Genomic DNA, 13,502 nt, shown 5'->3' with positions numbered 1-13,502 from the left:
CGCCGGTTACTATGCGCTCGGCCGAGAGGTTTTTACTCCCCTGTCTACTTTGCCTTTGAACGAACGATGACGCCGGCCGATCTGTTTAGCGAGTTCACCGCTGGCTTCCCTGCGCGGAAGTTCTCTGCTGGCCTGCTGATGGCCTTCATCGACCTTTACACCGAGATAGGTGTTCCCGGTGCGGGCTTCGGTAGCTACCAGGACGTCATTGCGCGGTTCCCGCGACAAGTGACGACCAATGGTGGAAAGCGTGCGAATACGCTGATTGTTGCCAAGGCTGACGGCGGTACGTTGAGTCTTCGGCCCTTCTACAACGCTGCCGAGCGGTTTTTCCGTGCAGAGCACAAGCGGTTCGATTACCCGAGTTGCGCGCCCCATGCGACTCAGGCATGGGCCGATTACATCCAGTGGCTGGATGCTCTCGCAACCTTCAGTGCTGACGAACTGGCGGAACTGCGGCGGAAGGTTGCCGACTATGTTCTTGCCGCGCTCAAGAGTCAGGCTTTTGACCCGGCATCGGTGAAAGTTGAGCCGCCTCTGTTTCGGATGCTGCTGGAGAGCTTTGACATGACGGCCAAGAAGGGGGAGCCGACAGGCGCCGCCTTCCAAGGGATCGTGTTCGGTTTCCTGCGGGCTGATAACCCTCACCTTCAGATCGAGATCGACAAGGTTCGGACTGGCTCGAAGCGTCTTCAACGTGTTGGCGACATCGACTGTTGGGAAGGCGCCAGATTGGCGATTTCTGCCGAGGTGAAGCAGTTCGAGATCAAGGGTGACGACGTCCCAGACCTGGAAGCCTTCGGTAACGAAACGGGCCGACGCGGCACGCTCGGCCTCGTGGTTGCCTTGGGCTTCTGCGATGGCGTGGAAGAGCTGATCGAGGATATTGGCTTGAAGCCTCTCAGCACGGATGACCTGCTGCGCATCGTCGAGCTTTGGGACCCGCTCAAGCAGCGTACCGCTGTTGCATCCTTGGTCTACTACGCCCGGCATGTGGAGAAAAATTCGTCTCTGGCCGAGCGCATCGAAGCCTTCTTGACGATGGCTAGTGAGCCGAGCGCCGCACCGTAGAGCGTGCCCCTGACTACTTTGAACCCCGCTGCGTGCGGGGTTTTTTATGTCCGTATTTCCTCAATTGGTGCATTTACTCAACTCCTCAATGTGCTATACTTTGTTTGAGTAATTCCTTTATCCCTCAAATGCTCAATAGCTCATGGAGTGCATATGCGAGTCATCGCCGTACTGAACCAGAAGGGCGGGGCGGGTAAGACCACCATCGCCACTCATTTAGCCCGCGCCCTACAACTCGACGGCGCCGACGTGCTGCTAGTCGATTCTGACCCGCAGGGAAGCGCCCGCGATTGGGCCGCCGTGCGTGAAGATCAACCCGTGCCCGTGGTGGGCATTGACCGGCCGACCATCGAGCGCGACCTAAAGAGCGTGGCCCGGAAAGATTTTGTCGTGATCGACGGAGCGCCCCAGGCCCATGACCTGGCCGTTTCGGCGATGAAGGCCGCTGACTTGGTGCTGATCCCGGTGCAGCCGTCGCCCTACGATATTTGGGCAACGTCTGACCTCGTGGATTTGGTCAAGCAGCGCATCGAACTAACTGACGGCAAGCTGAAAGCGGCATTCGTGGTGTCCCGTGCGATCAAGGGCACCAAGATCGGCGCGGAGGTTTCCGAGGCGCTGACCGGTTACGGCCTGCCGATCCTCGAAACGCGCATCACGCAGCGCGTTATCTATCCGAGCAGTGCGGCAAGCGGCACGACCGCCATTGACCAAGAGCCGAGCAGCGAGGCTGCCGAGGAAATCCGGGCGTTGGCTGAGGAAGTCCGCCGTTTCCTCAATAGCACCATTTGAGTAATTAAGGAAAAGGGAAAATGAGCAGCGGAAAACTTGGAATGAAAGCCGGCCGGCCGAGCGCCGCGAAGGCTGGCCCTACCCTGTCTGACCTTGCCGACAAGCAGGCCACCGTTCGGGTGAATTTCGACCTCGACCGGGACGAGCACATGCGATTGAAAATCTACGCGGCAAAGACCGGGCGGAGCATCACGGACATTCTGCGGGAATTGGTCCGCTCAATTGATGAAAAGAGCGATTAAGTAACTACTCAAGTTTATTCAACCCGGCGCGGTAACGCCGGTTTCACCTGAAGGAGTGGCGCAATGGAACAGCAAGAGCAGCAGCAAACCCGACTGACCAGGGAGCAAGTAGGCGTGATGGCGGTGGAGGACCGCGACAAGCCCGGCCGGGCTTGGACGTGGAATCGGCTCAACCACCGTGCCGACATGCCGGGCAGCGCCCGGATTCAGGCCGTGCTTCTGCCCGACGACGAAACGGGCTTTGCCCTTCATGCCCGGCAGGATGGCACGGTGCACCCCATCACCCACAACGGGGCGCGGGTGCGGTTTCGCACCATCGAGCAGGCGCTTACGGCACTGGTGGACGTTGCCGGCCTGCACCCGGAAATCGTCATCAACGCGGCCAACTGGCAGGCCAGCACCGGCCCGGTATGACCGGCGGTAATATTCCCCCTAGAAACGAGATGGCCCGGCAGTGCGGTAACACTGTCGGGCCGTGCGGGCAGGAGTGGCGCCCCTTAATCCCCCAGTTAGACCAGGAGAATCCGCATGGCGAATGATACCAAGGCCCGAAAGGGCCGTCAGCAGAACCCCCAGGCCGAGGCGCAGGGCGTTCTAGACCTTGCAACCGGCGGGGCGCCGGCCCCCGCTCAGGACACCACGCCGGCTAAGCTGCCGGCGCCGGTCAAGCGCGAGCGTCCGGCCTTGCTGCCACTGCGCCACACTGACCGCGATTTCTTCCTTGCCGATCTGTTCGACTACGCGCTGAAGGACGACGGCGCGAGCATGGAAGCGCCGATCTTCACGCTTTCGACCAAGGCCGACTTGTCGACGTGGACATGGGAGAGCAAGGACGGAAACCGCAGCGTCGAGGTCTATCCGTCGATCAAGGGCCGGGCGACGCAGTTCGACAAGGACGTTTTGATTTACGTCGTCAGCCAGATGACCGAGGGGCTGAACCGAGGCCGGGATGATGCGAAGAACCGGACCGTGCGCTTTACGGTGCGTGACTACCTTGTATCGACCAACAAGCCCACAGGCGGCGCCGAGTATCAGCGCCTCGAGAACGCCCTAGAGCGCCTGCGCGGGACCACGATCAAGACGGACATTCGGACCGGCGGCCAGCGCGTCAAAGAGGGCTTCGGCATCATCGACTCTTGGACGATCATCGAGCGGGCGCCCGACGACGAGCGCATGATTGCCGTCGAAGTCACCTTGTCCAAGTGGCTTTTCAACGCCGTCCAGGCCCATGAAGTGCTGACCATCCACCCGGACTATTTCAGGCTTCGCCGGCCGCTGGAGCGGCGCCTGTACGAGCTGGCGCGCAAGCATTGCGGGCATCAAACCCTGTGGAGCATTGGCTTGGAGCTTTTGCAGGAGAAGGCCGGCAGCAAGGGCACCTTGCGCGAGTTTAGGCGCATGGTTCGCGAGATCATCGAGGCGCACACCTTGCCCGAGTATCGGATGACGCTGGACGATGCCGACAAGGTGACGTTCTACGTCCGCAACCCGCAGCGGCTGATTGCCGGGCTGACCAAGGGCAACAAGGCTGACGCGGTGCATTCCTACACACGAAACCCGAAGCGAGTACCGCCCGAGCTGAAGGGGAAGGGCAAGCCTTAGCCGGCGCGCTTGGTGACAACAGATCTACCTGGCCAGCTCGCATTTGTCGCCATGACCCCCGAACAGCCGGGGGCTTTTTCGCTGGCGCGAAAACCGGGATGCCCTTCCAGGCTCGCTATCCGCTCGGTCCCTACGGGACTGGCCGCCGGCCACCCTCCAGGCCACCACTAGCCCTTGCGCCATCCTGGCGCCGATCAGCACCCGCCCGGCGGGTGTCTGGTGTGCGCTGAAGAACTCCCGCGCCTCGTGTTTTCACCCACGCTTGCCGGCGGGCGCCTGCGGCTGGACTCGTTATATCACCCACGCTCAGGCCATCGGCCGGCGCCGTTGCTGTCACTGGTTCGCCGTGGTGACACGAAAAGCGCCAAAATAGGGCACTTTGGGCGTGCCGTGTCGCCACGGCGGGCGGTTCGTTGTTTCACCCACGCCTGTGAATTGGCTCGTTATATCACCCACGTTTTCCTGTGGATGGACTCGTTATATCACCCACACCCCATTCGTTATATCACCCACGCCGGGAAATTCAGAGGCCAGTAACGGCACGGCTTTCCGGGCGGTATCCACAGCCGTAACGCGCGCGCGCGATTTTTAACTTATAAAATCTTTAACGTCGGCCGGGCGCCTGTGCCTGTGGAAAACACTTTCCGCGACCGAACCGGGCGAGGGGCACCCCTTCGGGGTTCCCCCGGCTTCGCCGGCCCCCCCTCCCCATTGAACAGGCCCCCAGAGGGGGCGAGATGGCCCCCCAGCCGCAACTCGACCGTCTGCGCCACATCGAGCACCAGGACAAACCAGCGAGAAGGGAAGGAAGAAAAGCAAACCCCCCGGATCGACGGCCAGTGCAAGGGGCGGTCTAAGCGGCTCGCCCCGGCAAGCCGGGCCGACCGGCCGCAAGCGGCCCCCTTCGGGCGCTAAGACCCGGACAAATCGGCCTCAGCCCGCAAGCGGGCCGACGCCTCAGCCGGGTTTCTGTGGAAACCGCCCCAGGGCGAGAAGTGGGCAAATCAACGGCCGCTAAAGGCGTCTGCAAGAAGGAGGGGCGGCCGGTGCTGGCTGGAAGGTCCGGGCAAAATCCAGCCGCCGGGGCGCGCTGGACGGCCGTAGGGGCGTTTTCTCTGCATGGGCCGGGCATCACCATTGCCGAACCGCTTTTAATCGCTTGTGGCGCGTTTCTGGCCTTGGTTACAACCGGGCGCCCTGCAGGGGCCGGCGCCGGGGTTTGGCTGTCACCAATGACGCGCTGAAATTGTCTTGCCGCCTGCCCCACTCCCCCCGCCCTCGCCCCAGGGCGCCCGGCGCCGAGCTGGCCGCCGGCCGTGCGCTGACGAACTCCCGCGACGACAATAATAATGCTTGCATAATAATAAGAAGAATATTATTATTATGGTTATGTTATCCCGTTATCTCGACCAGGAGGGCACCAGAATGGACAGCATCAACCCCGACACCCGCGCCCGGATCATCGCCGCAGCCGATCAACTCTATGAGGCGGCCGGCCGTGCCACCTTTCCGGCCGTGGGCGACGTGCGCCGCATCGCCAAGGCCGACATGAACACCACCAGTGCCGTGATGAAGGAATGGCGCCGGATGCAGACGGCGACGCCGGCCGCCGTCGCCGTGGCGATCCCGGAGCGCGTGCAGCAAGCGCAGCAGGTCGCGCTTGCTGCCTTGTGGTCCGAGGCCCAAGAGCTTGCAAACGAGGCTTTGAAGGCTGCACAACAGGCATGGGAGGCCGAGCGCGCCGAGGCTGACGCCTTGCGCGCCGAACTCTCGCAGGCGTTCGAGTCGCAGGCCGGCGAGCTGGCGACCGCGCAAAGCCGCGTCGCCGAGCTGGAGGCCGCTTTGACTGGCGTTAGCGCCGAGTTGGACGACGTGCGCGGCACGCTCGCCCAGGTGCAGGAGCAGGCCCACACCGCCGAGGCCCGCGCCGTGGAGATCGAGCGCCGGGCCGGCGAGCTGCGCGCCGAGCTGGACCGCGCCCACATCGAGGCCGACCGACTGCGCACCGAGGCGACCGAGCAGAAGCAGCACGCCCAGGCGCTGGCCGGCGAGCTGGCGACGACCAAGGCCAAGGCCGAGGCGACCGAGCAAGCGCACCAGGAACAACGCAAGACCGCCGCCGAGGAAGCCCAACGCACCGCCGAACGCATGGCGAAGGCCGAGGCCGACCGCGAGGAAGCCCGAAGGGATGCCGCCAAGGCCCGCGAGGAAGCCGCCCGACTGGCCGGCAAGCTGGATGCCCTCACCGAGCAGAACGCCGCCCTGCTGGCCGCCATGAAGGCCACCGAGGCGCCCCAGGCATCGGCCGAGGCCGCACCCGCGAAGCCGGCGCGCACTCCCCGGAAACCGGCCGAGTAATCCTTGGTGACAGATCCCGCAGGCCTGGCTGGCGGTTTTGTCACCATTGCCCGCCCTTGGTGACAAACGCGAGCTGGCCAGGTGGATCTGTTGTCACCACACCGAACCGAAAGGCAGACCATGCAGACCAAGCCGACGATGAAAACCCCCAAGGGCCGCGAGCTGGCGAAGGAAGCCGGCAAGCTGCCCGGCCAGCTTGCCAAGCTGGACGCGATCCTTGCCGCCATCGCTGCACGCATGGCCGAGCTGAAACGCGCCGGCCTGATCTACGCCGCCGAGCACTGGCGCGAGGGCCGTTATCTGTACCTGATTTTCCCGATGAAGGACGGCCAACGGCCGAAGCCGGCCTATGTCGGGTGCGATCCTGCCCGCATCGCCGAGGCACAAGCCGCCCTTGCCCGCGCCGTCGAGTTTGACGCGCTGGCCGAGCAGCAGCGGCGCCTTGAATGGCTGGCTGATTCCGTGGCCCGGCAACTTCGGTCGACGTTGGCCGAGCTGGACGTTTTGCGGCACTTCGAGCGCACGACCGAACGCGCCGGCCGGGAGCTGGCCGACCTCGAACGCTAGGCAATGGTGACAGGGCCGGCCCGGCGCCGGCCGCGATCCGCCGGCAGTCTGTCATCAATGCACATCACCCGCACGGCTGGAATCAGGGTCAAGGGCGCCACCGGAAGCCGCACGCGGAGCGCAGCCGAAGGCGAGCACCGAACGGGTGAGGACGGCGGCGCAGCGCACCCTTGATGCTGATGGAAGCCCCCACCCTTTGGGCAGGGATGCAGGGAAGGTTTTACCCCCTGCATCCCTGCTCCCGGCGAGGGCGGGAAGTCCAGAGGGGCAGCGCCCCTTTGGGCAAGCCCGCAGGGCGCGCAGCAGCAGCCGTGCCCCATCCCCTACCGTCTAGCCTTATCCACGGCCCGGACCTGTGGGAAACCCGCCCGCCAGCCCACGCATGGCAAGAGGCGGGTTTTCCATAGGCGGCCGAAGGCCGGGGCGGTGGGTAAGGCGGGTTCATTGTCACCAAAGAAAAGCCCCGCACAGGGCGGGGCGTGTTGATCCTTGAATGGCTGGCCGGCTATGCCTTGGGGGCATCCCCTTGGCATCCGCAGGCCGGGCAGACTGGCGCGGTTACGGCCATGTAACCGGCGCCCATGAGGACGCCAGCCGCGACCAGGGCGACGACTGCGAACAGTTGCCGCAGCATCACCGGCCCCCGCTGATGCCGGGGCGGTTCTGGCGCTGCATGAGGTTTTGTAAGCCGCTCTTGTATGCCGCGCCCGCGCCGCTCTTGTTTTGAACGCTGCCGCCTTGATCCTTGTCCTTGCTGTAGTGGGCAAGCTGCCGCTTCCGGTCCCCTTCTGATCGGATGTGCCGCCATTGATCCGATGTGGCTTTCCCAGGAGCAAACGCCGGCCGTGCAATGTCACGTAGGGTCATGGCCCCCATCGAGATACCACCGGCCAAGCCTGATGCCATGCCACCAATCTGATAGATGATGAACAACAGCACCCCGGTAATTCCGGCAATCTGCAACGAGGCAAACAGCGGGTTTTCGTCGCCGCCGCCGTCGAACTTGGCAGCAGCAAGGATTCCGTCATAGGCCACCATCGCAAACGCCATGATGACGGTTAGGAAAACAATGGTCAGGATGTAGTTCAGGACTTGCCCGAACCAGCTATCAAAAAACTTCGTGGTAGCCGGCCACATCAAGCACATGATGAACAAGGGGCCGATAGCAAACAGCAGCGCCAGGGAGAATTTGGCCGTGATAATCACCGCACCGCCAGCCAGTGTTACCAGCAAGGACGCGAGGCCGACCACGAGGCCCGCAACGATCCAGCCGAATGCTGTACCGAAGTGGAAGCCGGCCCGGTCCGCGTTTTCCATGCAGACCCCCACCAGATCGAAGCCCTTAGCCAAGGAAGCGTCGAGCGTGGCATAGATGGATGCCGGGCTACCCGAGGCGCTGAGAGCGTCCGCAAGCCCGCTTTCAAGCCCCTCGAATCCCTCAACAACGAAGCTCGCATAGTTCCCGGCGTTGAGCGCAAAGGCCGCAATGATGATGATCTTGGCGCATTGCTTGAGCAGATTGGAAAACGGCTCTTGCACCGCTCCGCTGATGATCGCGTAACCCTGCAAGACAAAGTACAGCGTTACCCCCAGGGCGGCGGTTGCCTTGAGTGCCGCAATCAGATTGCCGGCCGCTGGCGTGACAAATGCGTTTGTCGCATTTGTCACCGTTTCGCCAATAAACTGAAACACCATGACATCGGTAGCCATTCCCCTACTCCTTCGGCTTGGCGCTGAACGTCGGCGCTTTCAGTTTGCTGTTATCAATCCCGTAGCCCTTGCCGCTGATAACCGATCCGGTGTCAGCCTTGGAGGCGTTAAGGCAATTCGGCGTTGCTGCCAGCTTGCCGGGGTTATCCATGCACTTCTTCATCATCGCGGCCCGCTCCGTGGGGTGAGCTTTCCACCATTCCACGCTTTGGACCGGCTCATCCGATCCGCAGCCAACCAGGACGAGGGCGACCGCTGCCGCCATGAGGATGTTTTGCTTGTTCATTACCGGACCTCCTTGATGATTCGGCCGCTTTCTGCGTCCAGGTCAAACACTCGGCCAGCTCGCCGGGCTTGCTCATATTCCTGCGACACCCGCAGCGCGTAGGCCAGTTGTGCCGCGTCGATCAGTTGCAGCTTGGCGACGGTGCGCAAGGCTTCCTCGCGGGCGCCGGCTGCTGTCGGTTCATGTTTGGTGCGGCTCTGGATTTTTGCGAAGCCAATGCACATAGCGGCCACCACAAAACTGGTGACAAGGAACGGCGCCGGCTTAGCGAAGGTGAAATAGACTGCCGTGGATATGGTGGTCAGCCCTGCCCATACGGTGAGCGTATCGGCGTAGAGAATGCTCTGATCCCGGCGCTGAACTTCTGCTTTCAGCCCGAGCAGAGAAATTGCCCGCCAGAAATGCCAAATTGGGACGAAGCCGAGTAGAACGAAGGGCACCGCGACGAGGTGCCAGAGTTGAGTTACTTCCATTTGCGCCACTCCTTTGAAGGAGCGGGCACGCTGGCCGTGCTTTCCGACCTGTCCGCCGACTTATTCCGGCAACCAGTCCCGCATTAGTTGGGACAGTACCCGGCCGCATTGCACGACTTAGGGCTATTACAACGGTCTTTCCTCGTCGTCAGAGGCCGACTTTTCCGGCCACCCTGTCACGCCACTTTCAGCGTGTCACACGGTACTTTTCCCGCACGTCAGAGCCTTCTTTTCAGCTCGGAACCCGGCTCGCCGTTTGGCGATCTTGGGGTTAAGCGTCCCGCTTAGTTGGTAGGTCAAAACACTATGTTTTGATTGCCTAATTTTACCTCTTTGGCATCCTCTTTGCAGTGGTGACAATCCGATGCAACCAGGTGCGCTATCTGTCACCACGGACGTTTCGCGGTTGGTCTGGGATTTGGACACGTCCAAAAAGTGTGAGGGGGTTGGGACTATTGCAGGATAGGCTAACGCCGGTACAATGTGCGCACAGCGCCATTGAGAAACCCCCTAACCCCCTCGCTGAACATCATGAGCACCGATCAGACCGCTTCAGGGCGTGCCCTGAATATCCACCTGGGACCAGACCTAAAGGCCCGATGGAATGCCTATTGCGCCCGCCTGGGCAAGAAGCCCGGCGCCGCGATCCGCGAAGCGGTTGAAGCGCAGTTGTCGAAGGCGGATGAATCGCCGGCTGTTGCATCTGTCCGGCCGGCGCCGAAGCGTCAGGCTGACGAGAGGCCGGACGAGGGAGGGAAGGCACGCATCGAGGTTCGTTTGACGCCATCGGAGAAGGCAGCCGTTCACGAACTCGCCGAGGCGGAAGGGTGTTCACCGCAGCAGTGGATCATCAACACCGTGCGGGCCACCCTCACCCGTCAGCCGCAGTTCGGAATGCGCGAGCTGGACGCCCTGGGCGAGTCGAACTATCAGCTTCTCGCCATCGGTCGGAACCTGAACCAGATCGCCAAGCGGCTTAATGAGGGGTCGCCTGGGACTGTCACCGTTGAGCACATCGAGAAGCTGCGCAAGGTCATCGAGCAACATACGGAAGTGGTCAGCAAAGCTATGCGGGCGAGCCTTGAACGCTGGAGCCTCGAATGAGCCAGATTGTCGACGGCGTTCTGAAGGAGTGGGGGGACCGGCTTTTCTATGCGCCGGTCAAGGGCAAGAAGGGGCGGAATGTGTGTGGCGGGCGGGCGCGTTCGACTGAGCCGGGCAAACCGACCACGGCGGCCGGGGTCAAGTCCAGGCTGACGCGCACGACCGGGCGGGCGCCCGAGGTCATGGTGAAGATTTCGGGCGGCGGCAAGAACATGGGCCAGATTAAAGCCCACTTGGACTACATATCCCGTAATGGTGAGGTCGAACTAGAGGACGAGAACGGCGCCGTTCTTCGTGGCGTTGACGACGTGCGCGAGGTCCGCGACGCCTGGGCAAAAGGCAAGATCGGGATTCCGCAGGAGGGCGAGCGGCGCAGGGAGGCATTCAATATCGTCCTGTCCATGCCGCCAGGAACAGACCGGGCGGCCGTCAAGAATGCAGCCCGTCAGTTCGCGGCCGAGCAATTCGGGAATCATCAGTATGTCTTTGCCGCGCACGAGGACGAGAAGCACCCGCACGTACACCTTGCCGTTAAGGCGGTCGATAAGTCCGGGGTGCGAATGAATCCGCGTAAGGCGGATTTGCAAGCGTGGCGGGAGCACTTCGCCGACAAGCTACGCGAGCTGGGCATAGCGGCCAATGCGACGCCGCGCCGGGCGCGTGGCGTGGTGCAGAAAGCAGAGAAGCAGGCCGTTCGCTGGATCGACAAACAGCACCGGGAGGGCAAGCGGTCGGCGCCATCGAGGGCGAAGGCTGGGCGGGCCGCTGCCGTTGCCCAGGAACTGGCCGGGAAGGGCGCCCATGCGAATCCTGCGGCCGGGGCTATCACCGAGCGGCGAAAGAAGACCGTGCACGCCTATGGGCAACTGGCGCGGGCGTTGGCGCAGTCGCCCGATGCTGCCGACAAGCAATTAGCTTTGAACATCGTCGGTTTCGTGCAATCCATGCCGCAGATAAGGAGCCGCCACCAGATCGAGCTGGAGGCGGCACGCACGGCGGTCAACAAGGGCGGCACCGAGCGCGGCCGAGAGCAGCAGCGTGAAGCGGCGCGACAGCAAAAGGGCCGTGATGACCAAGAGGACCGCAGCCGATAGCCGGTCTAGCCGGGCCGCCGCGTACTGGAGGGCGACGGCACCGGGGCGCGCTAGGGCTTGGTGACAGGCCCGCGCACCAGGTCAGGCCGGATTGTCACCAAACCCGAAGCCGGCCAGCAGCAGACGGCTAAGGCATTGGTTCGCGTTGAAGAGGTCCGCCAAGGGCGCCCACATCGGCGCGGCCGGGATGACCAGCAGCAGCGCGCCGGCCTGATTGCGGGCTTCAAGCCGTCCGCTGGCGTAGGTCCAATTTGTCATTGCTTTGACTCCGAAAGGTGGGCCGCCGACATGGCCGCCCTGCCCTTCTTTCTACAGTCACGACCTGTTGAGCTGCCAACAACGAGCTGGGCACTTGCGCCTTTTTGGTGACAGAGTGGGCACCGGTCGAGGCCGGCGCCGGCCGGCTGCTGTCACCAATCGGCGCGCTGAAATTGTCTTGCGGGCTATGGACAAAATGAATCCTTTTGTCCCATGCGGTGATATGATTTCCATATACGGCGCGGGTTTGCGCCGGTTGTTTTGCCTCAAACATTGGACAAAACGATGAGCGAACGGAAGTACCTGACACAGAACGAGGTCGAGCGCCTGATGACGGCCACCAAGGGGAGCCGGAACGAGGCCCGCGACCGTTGCCTGTTGCTGCTGATGTTTCGGCATGGGCTACGGGTGTCGGAGGCGTGCGGGTTGATGCTCTCCCAGGTCGATACCGATAGCCGCGTGCTGCACGTTTCAAGGCTCAAGAAGGGGTTGTCGACGACACACCCGCTGCGCGCTGACGAGCTGCGGGCAATCAAGGCATGGATGGCACAGCGGGAACGCATGGCGCCTGACACCCATGCCTTTTTCGTGTCGGAGCGCCGGCAACCCCTGAACCGTCGCACAGCATGGGCCGCGATTCGGCGTTATGGCGAGCTGGCCGGGCTGCCGCTCGATACCCATCCGCACATGCTGCGCCATGCCTGCGGCTACGCCCTGGCCGACCAGGGGGCCGATACCCGGCTGATCCAGGACTATCTAGGCCATAGAAACATCCAGCACACCGTCAGATATACCGCGACGAACCCGGCGAGGTTCGAGAGGTTATGGCGCTGAGGCGGAAAGAATTGGAGCGGCCTAGTCGATTCGTCGGCTAGGTCTTTGACATACAAAAACAGGCTGAGGGGAAACATGACGCAACTGAATCAGGAGCTGCCCGCAAGGGCACGGCGCAAAGGCCGTGAGCGCGCTCCAAGTTGGCGCGATGCGCTTATCGAGCACCAGATAGAGAAGTGGGCAGAGGTTCGGGAGATCGGCGCACAGCCGCGCTCGCACCTTTCCGACAAGGCAACCTATGTCCTGGGTGACGCCATCCAGTGGCTGGCCGAGCTGCCGGCAAACTCCATTCATGCGGTGGTAACTGATCCCCCTTATGGCGTGATCGAGTACGACGACAAGCACCATGAGAAGCTGAAGAGCGGGCGCGGTGGGGTTTGGCGTATTCCGCCATCTTTCGATGGCGCGAAGCGTAAGCCCCTCCCCCGCTTTACCGTGCTGACCCAAGAAGAGATCTCCGGGCTTTACAACTTCTTCGGAGCCTTGGCCTACGGGTTGCAGCGCGCCCTGGTGCCCGGCGGCCATATCCTGATTGCTTCTAACCCGCTGTTGTCGACACTGACCTTCCATGCCTTTCAACAGGCAGGATTAGAGAAGCGTGGCGAGGTGATTCGCCTTGTTCAAACGCTTCGCGGTGGGGATCGGCCGAAGGGGGCTGAAGAAGAGTTCTCGGATGTTTCCATGATGGCGCGCTCATGCTGGGAGCCGTGGGGCATCTTCCGTAAGCCGATGGATGGCACGGCCGCTGAAAACCTGCGGAAGTGGGGCACTGGTGGCCTTCGTCGCATTTCCGCCGATGAGCCTTTCAAGGATGTGATTCCCTGCTCGCCCACTCGTGGCCGTGAGAAGGAAATAGCCCCTCATCCGTCGTTGAAGCCGCAGCGATTCATGCGCCAGGTAGTGCGTGCGGCGTTGCCGCTCGGAATCGGCATCGTCTATGACCCCTTTGCCGGCAGCAGCTCGACCTTGGCGGCTGCGGAGGCGAACGGCTACCTCTCGATTGGTACGGACCGAGACGCCGGTTACTATGCGCTCGGCCGAGAGGTTTTTACTCCCCTGTCTACTTTGCCTTTGAACGAACGATGACGCCGGCCGATCTGTTTAGCGAGTT

15 protein-coding genes are annotated in these 13,502 nt (G+C 62.5%); 11 read left to right on the top strand and 4 right to left on the bottom strand.

From position 1 onward, the window contains the following. The 7 genes from BLQ74_RS26770 to BLQ74_RS26740 all read left to right on the top strand — a co-directional run. Nucleotides 1–1,071, top strand: a 1,071-nt coding sequence (locus BLQ74_RS26770) for a hypothetical protein (RefSeq protein ID WP_212633178.1), incomplete at its 5' end; no start/stop codon positions are given. A 153-nt stretch (nt 1,072–1,224) separates the two neighbouring features. Beyond that, on the top strand, nt 1,225–1,863 hold the full coding sequence (gene parA / locus BLQ74_RS26765) for a ParA family partition ATPase (RefSeq protein ID WP_090268538.1): 639 nt from the start codon (nt 1,225–1,227) through the stop codon (nt 1,861–1,863). 20 nt (nt 1,864–1,883) lie between these two features. Then, nucleotides 1,884–2,105 (top strand): plasmid partition protein ParG, encoded by a 222-nt coding sequence (locus BLQ74_RS26760; RefSeq protein ID WP_212633177.1) that lies wholly within the window; start codon nt 1,884–1,886, stop codon nt 2,103–2,105. A 63-nt stretch (nt 2,106–2,168) separates the two neighbouring features. Continuing rightward, nucleotides 2,169–2,519, top strand: a complete 351-nt coding sequence (locus BLQ74_RS26755; RefSeq protein ID WP_090268537.1) for a hypothetical protein — start codon at nt 2,169–2,171, stop codon at nt 2,517–2,519. 114 nt (nt 2,520–2,633) lie between these two features. Then, nucleotides 2,634–3,707 carry a replication initiator protein A gene (locus BLQ74_RS26750; protein WP_090268535.1) on the top strand — a complete coding sequence of 358 codons (1,074 nt, stop codon included), beginning with the start codon at nt 2,634–2,636 and terminating at the stop codon, nt 3,705–3,707. Nucleotides 3,708–5,132: 1,425 nt separating this feature from the next. Further along, nucleotides 5,133–6,065, top strand: a complete 933-nt coding sequence (locus BLQ74_RS26745) for a DNA-binding protein (RefSeq protein ID WP_090268534.1) — start codon at nt 5,133–5,135, stop codon at nt 6,063–6,065. A gap of 120 nt (nt 6,066–6,185) precedes the next feature. Further along, complete coding sequence (locus BLQ74_RS26740; protein ID WP_090268532.1) at nt 6,186–6,632, top strand: hypothetical protein; 447 nt, start codon at nt 6,186–6,188, stop codon at nt 6,630–6,632. 633 nt (nt 6,633–7,265) lie between these two features. Here BLQ74_RS26740 and BLQ74_RS26735 read toward each other — a convergent pair. Genes BLQ74_RS26735 through BLQ74_RS26725 form a run of 3 tightly spaced genes read right to left on the bottom strand, consistent with a single transcriptional unit; the run spans nt 7,266 to nt 9,101 of the window. Beyond that, nucleotides 7,266–8,342 carry a TrbL/VirB6 family protein gene (locus BLQ74_RS26735; protein WP_090268531.1) on the bottom strand — a complete coding sequence of 359 codons (1,077 nt, stop codon included), beginning with the start codon at nt 8,340–8,342 and terminating at the stop codon, nt 7,266–7,268. 4 nt (nt 8,343–8,346) lie between these two features. Beyond that, nucleotides 8,347–8,628, bottom strand: coding sequence for an EexN family lipoprotein (locus tag BLQ74_RS26730; RefSeq protein WP_170842888.1), 282 nt, complete (start codon nt 8,626–8,628; stop codon nt 8,347–8,349). Next, nucleotides 8,628–9,101, bottom strand: coding sequence for a hypothetical protein (locus tag BLQ74_RS26725; protein ID WP_090268530.1), 474 nt, complete (start codon nt 9,099–9,101; stop codon nt 8,628–8,630). Before BLQ74_RS26725 ends, BLQ74_RS26730 begins: the two co-directional genes overlap by 1 nt. Before the next feature lie 531 nt (nt 9,102–9,632). Here BLQ74_RS26725 and BLQ74_RS26720 point away from each other — a divergent pair. Together BLQ74_RS26720 and BLQ74_RS26715 are read left to right on the top strand one after the other, a co-directional pair. Continuing rightward, complete coding sequence (locus tag BLQ74_RS26720; protein WP_090268528.1) at nt 9,633–10,205, top strand: plasmid mobilization protein; 573 nt, start codon at nt 9,633–9,635, stop codon at nt 10,203–10,205. Then, entirely contained in the window at nt 10,202–11,299 is a 1,098-nt protein-coding gene (locus tag BLQ74_RS26715; protein ID WP_090268527.1) for a relaxase/mobilization nuclease domain-containing protein, read from the top strand. The genes BLQ74_RS26720 and BLQ74_RS26715 overlap by 4 nt, the downstream gene beginning before the upstream one ends. 81 nt (nt 11,300–11,380) lie before the next feature. Here the strand turns inward: BLQ74_RS26715 and BLQ74_RS27525 are convergent, their stop codons facing one another. Continuing rightward, nucleotides 11,381–11,557 carry a hypothetical protein gene (locus BLQ74_RS27525; protein WP_170842887.1) on the bottom strand — a complete coding sequence of 59 codons (177 nt, stop codon included), beginning with the start codon at nt 11,555–11,557 and terminating at the stop codon, nt 11,381–11,383. 285 nt (nt 11,558–11,842) lie between these two features. Between BLQ74_RS27525 and BLQ74_RS26710 the strand changes: the two genes are divergently transcribed. Together BLQ74_RS26710 and BLQ74_RS26705 are read left to right on the top strand one after the other, a co-directional pair. Then, nucleotides 11,843–12,391, top strand: coding sequence for a tyrosine-type recombinase/integrase (locus tag BLQ74_RS26710; protein ID WP_090268525.1), 549 nt, complete (start codon nt 11,843–11,845; stop codon nt 12,389–12,391). A 75-nt stretch (nt 12,392–12,466) separates the two neighbouring features. After that, nucleotides 12,467–13,477 carry a DNA-methyltransferase gene (locus BLQ74_RS26705; RefSeq protein ID WP_090268523.1) on the top strand — a complete coding sequence of 337 codons (1,011 nt, stop codon included), beginning with the start codon at nt 12,467–12,469 and terminating at the stop codon, nt 13,475–13,477. Nucleotides 13,478–13,502 lie beyond the last annotated feature (25 nt).

This window comes from Pseudomonas panipatensis (assembly GCF_900099785.1).
Lineage (GTDB): Bacteria > Pseudomonadota > Gammaproteobacteria > Pseudomonadales > Pseudomonadaceae > Pseudomonas > Pseudomonas panipatensis.
The sequence above is the reverse complement of the archived record's forward strand: the minus strand, read 5'-3'. Positions and strand labels throughout refer to the sequence as shown.

What these genes read in the sequence shown, in the direction of transcription:
- parA (WP_090268538.1), top strand. Translation starts at nt 1,225, where the DNA reads ATGCGAGTCATCGCCGTACTGAACCAGAAGGGCGGGGCGGGTAAGACC.
- BLQ74_RS26760 (WP_212633177.1), top strand. Translation starts at nt 1,884, where the DNA reads ATGAGCAGCGGAAAACTTGGAATGAAAGCCGGCCGGCCGAGCGCCGCG.
- BLQ74_RS26755 (WP_090268537.1), top strand. Translation starts at nt 2,169, where the DNA reads ATGGAACAGCAAGAGCAGCAGCAAACCCGACTGACCAGGGAGCAAGTA.
- BLQ74_RS26750 (WP_090268535.1), top strand. Translation starts at nt 2,634, where the DNA reads ATGGCGAATGATACCAAGGCCCGAAAGGGCCGTCAGCAGAACCCCCAG.
- BLQ74_RS26745 (WP_090268534.1), top strand. Translation starts at nt 5,133, where the DNA reads ATGGACAGCATCAACCCCGACACCCGCGCCCGGATCATCGCCGCAGCC.
- BLQ74_RS26740 (WP_090268532.1), top strand. Translation starts at nt 6,186, where the DNA reads ATGCAGACCAAGCCGACGATGAAAACCCCCAAGGGCCGCGAGCTGGCG.
- BLQ74_RS26735 (WP_090268531.1), bottom strand. Translation starts at nt 8,342, where the DNA reads ATGGCTACCGATGTCATGGTGTTTCAGTTTATTGGCGAAACGGTGACA.
- BLQ74_RS26730 (WP_170842888.1), bottom strand. Translation starts at nt 8,628, where the DNA reads ATGAACAAGCAAAACATCCTCATGGCGGCAGCGGTCGCCCTCGTCCTG.
- BLQ74_RS26725 (WP_090268530.1), bottom strand. Translation starts at nt 9,101, where the DNA reads ATGGAAGTAACTCAACTCTGGCACCTCGTCGCGGTGCCCTTCGTTCTA.
- BLQ74_RS26720 (WP_090268528.1), top strand. Translation starts at nt 9,633, where the DNA reads ATGAGCACCGATCAGACCGCTTCAGGGCGTGCCCTGAATATCCACCTG.
- BLQ74_RS26715 (WP_090268527.1), top strand. Translation starts at nt 10,202, where the DNA reads ATGAGCCAGATTGTCGACGGCGTTCTGAAGGAGTGGGGGGACCGGCTT.
- BLQ74_RS27525 (WP_170842887.1), bottom strand. Translation starts at nt 11,557, where the DNA reads ATGACAAATTGGACCTACGCCAGCGGACGGCTTGAAGCCCGCAATCAG.
- BLQ74_RS26710 (WP_090268525.1), top strand. Translation starts at nt 11,843, where the DNA reads ATGAGCGAACGGAAGTACCTGACACAGAACGAGGTCGAGCGCCTGATG.
- BLQ74_RS26705 (WP_090268523.1), top strand. Translation starts at nt 12,467, where the DNA reads ATGACGCAACTGAATCAGGAGCTGCCCGCAAGGGCACGGCGCAAAGGC.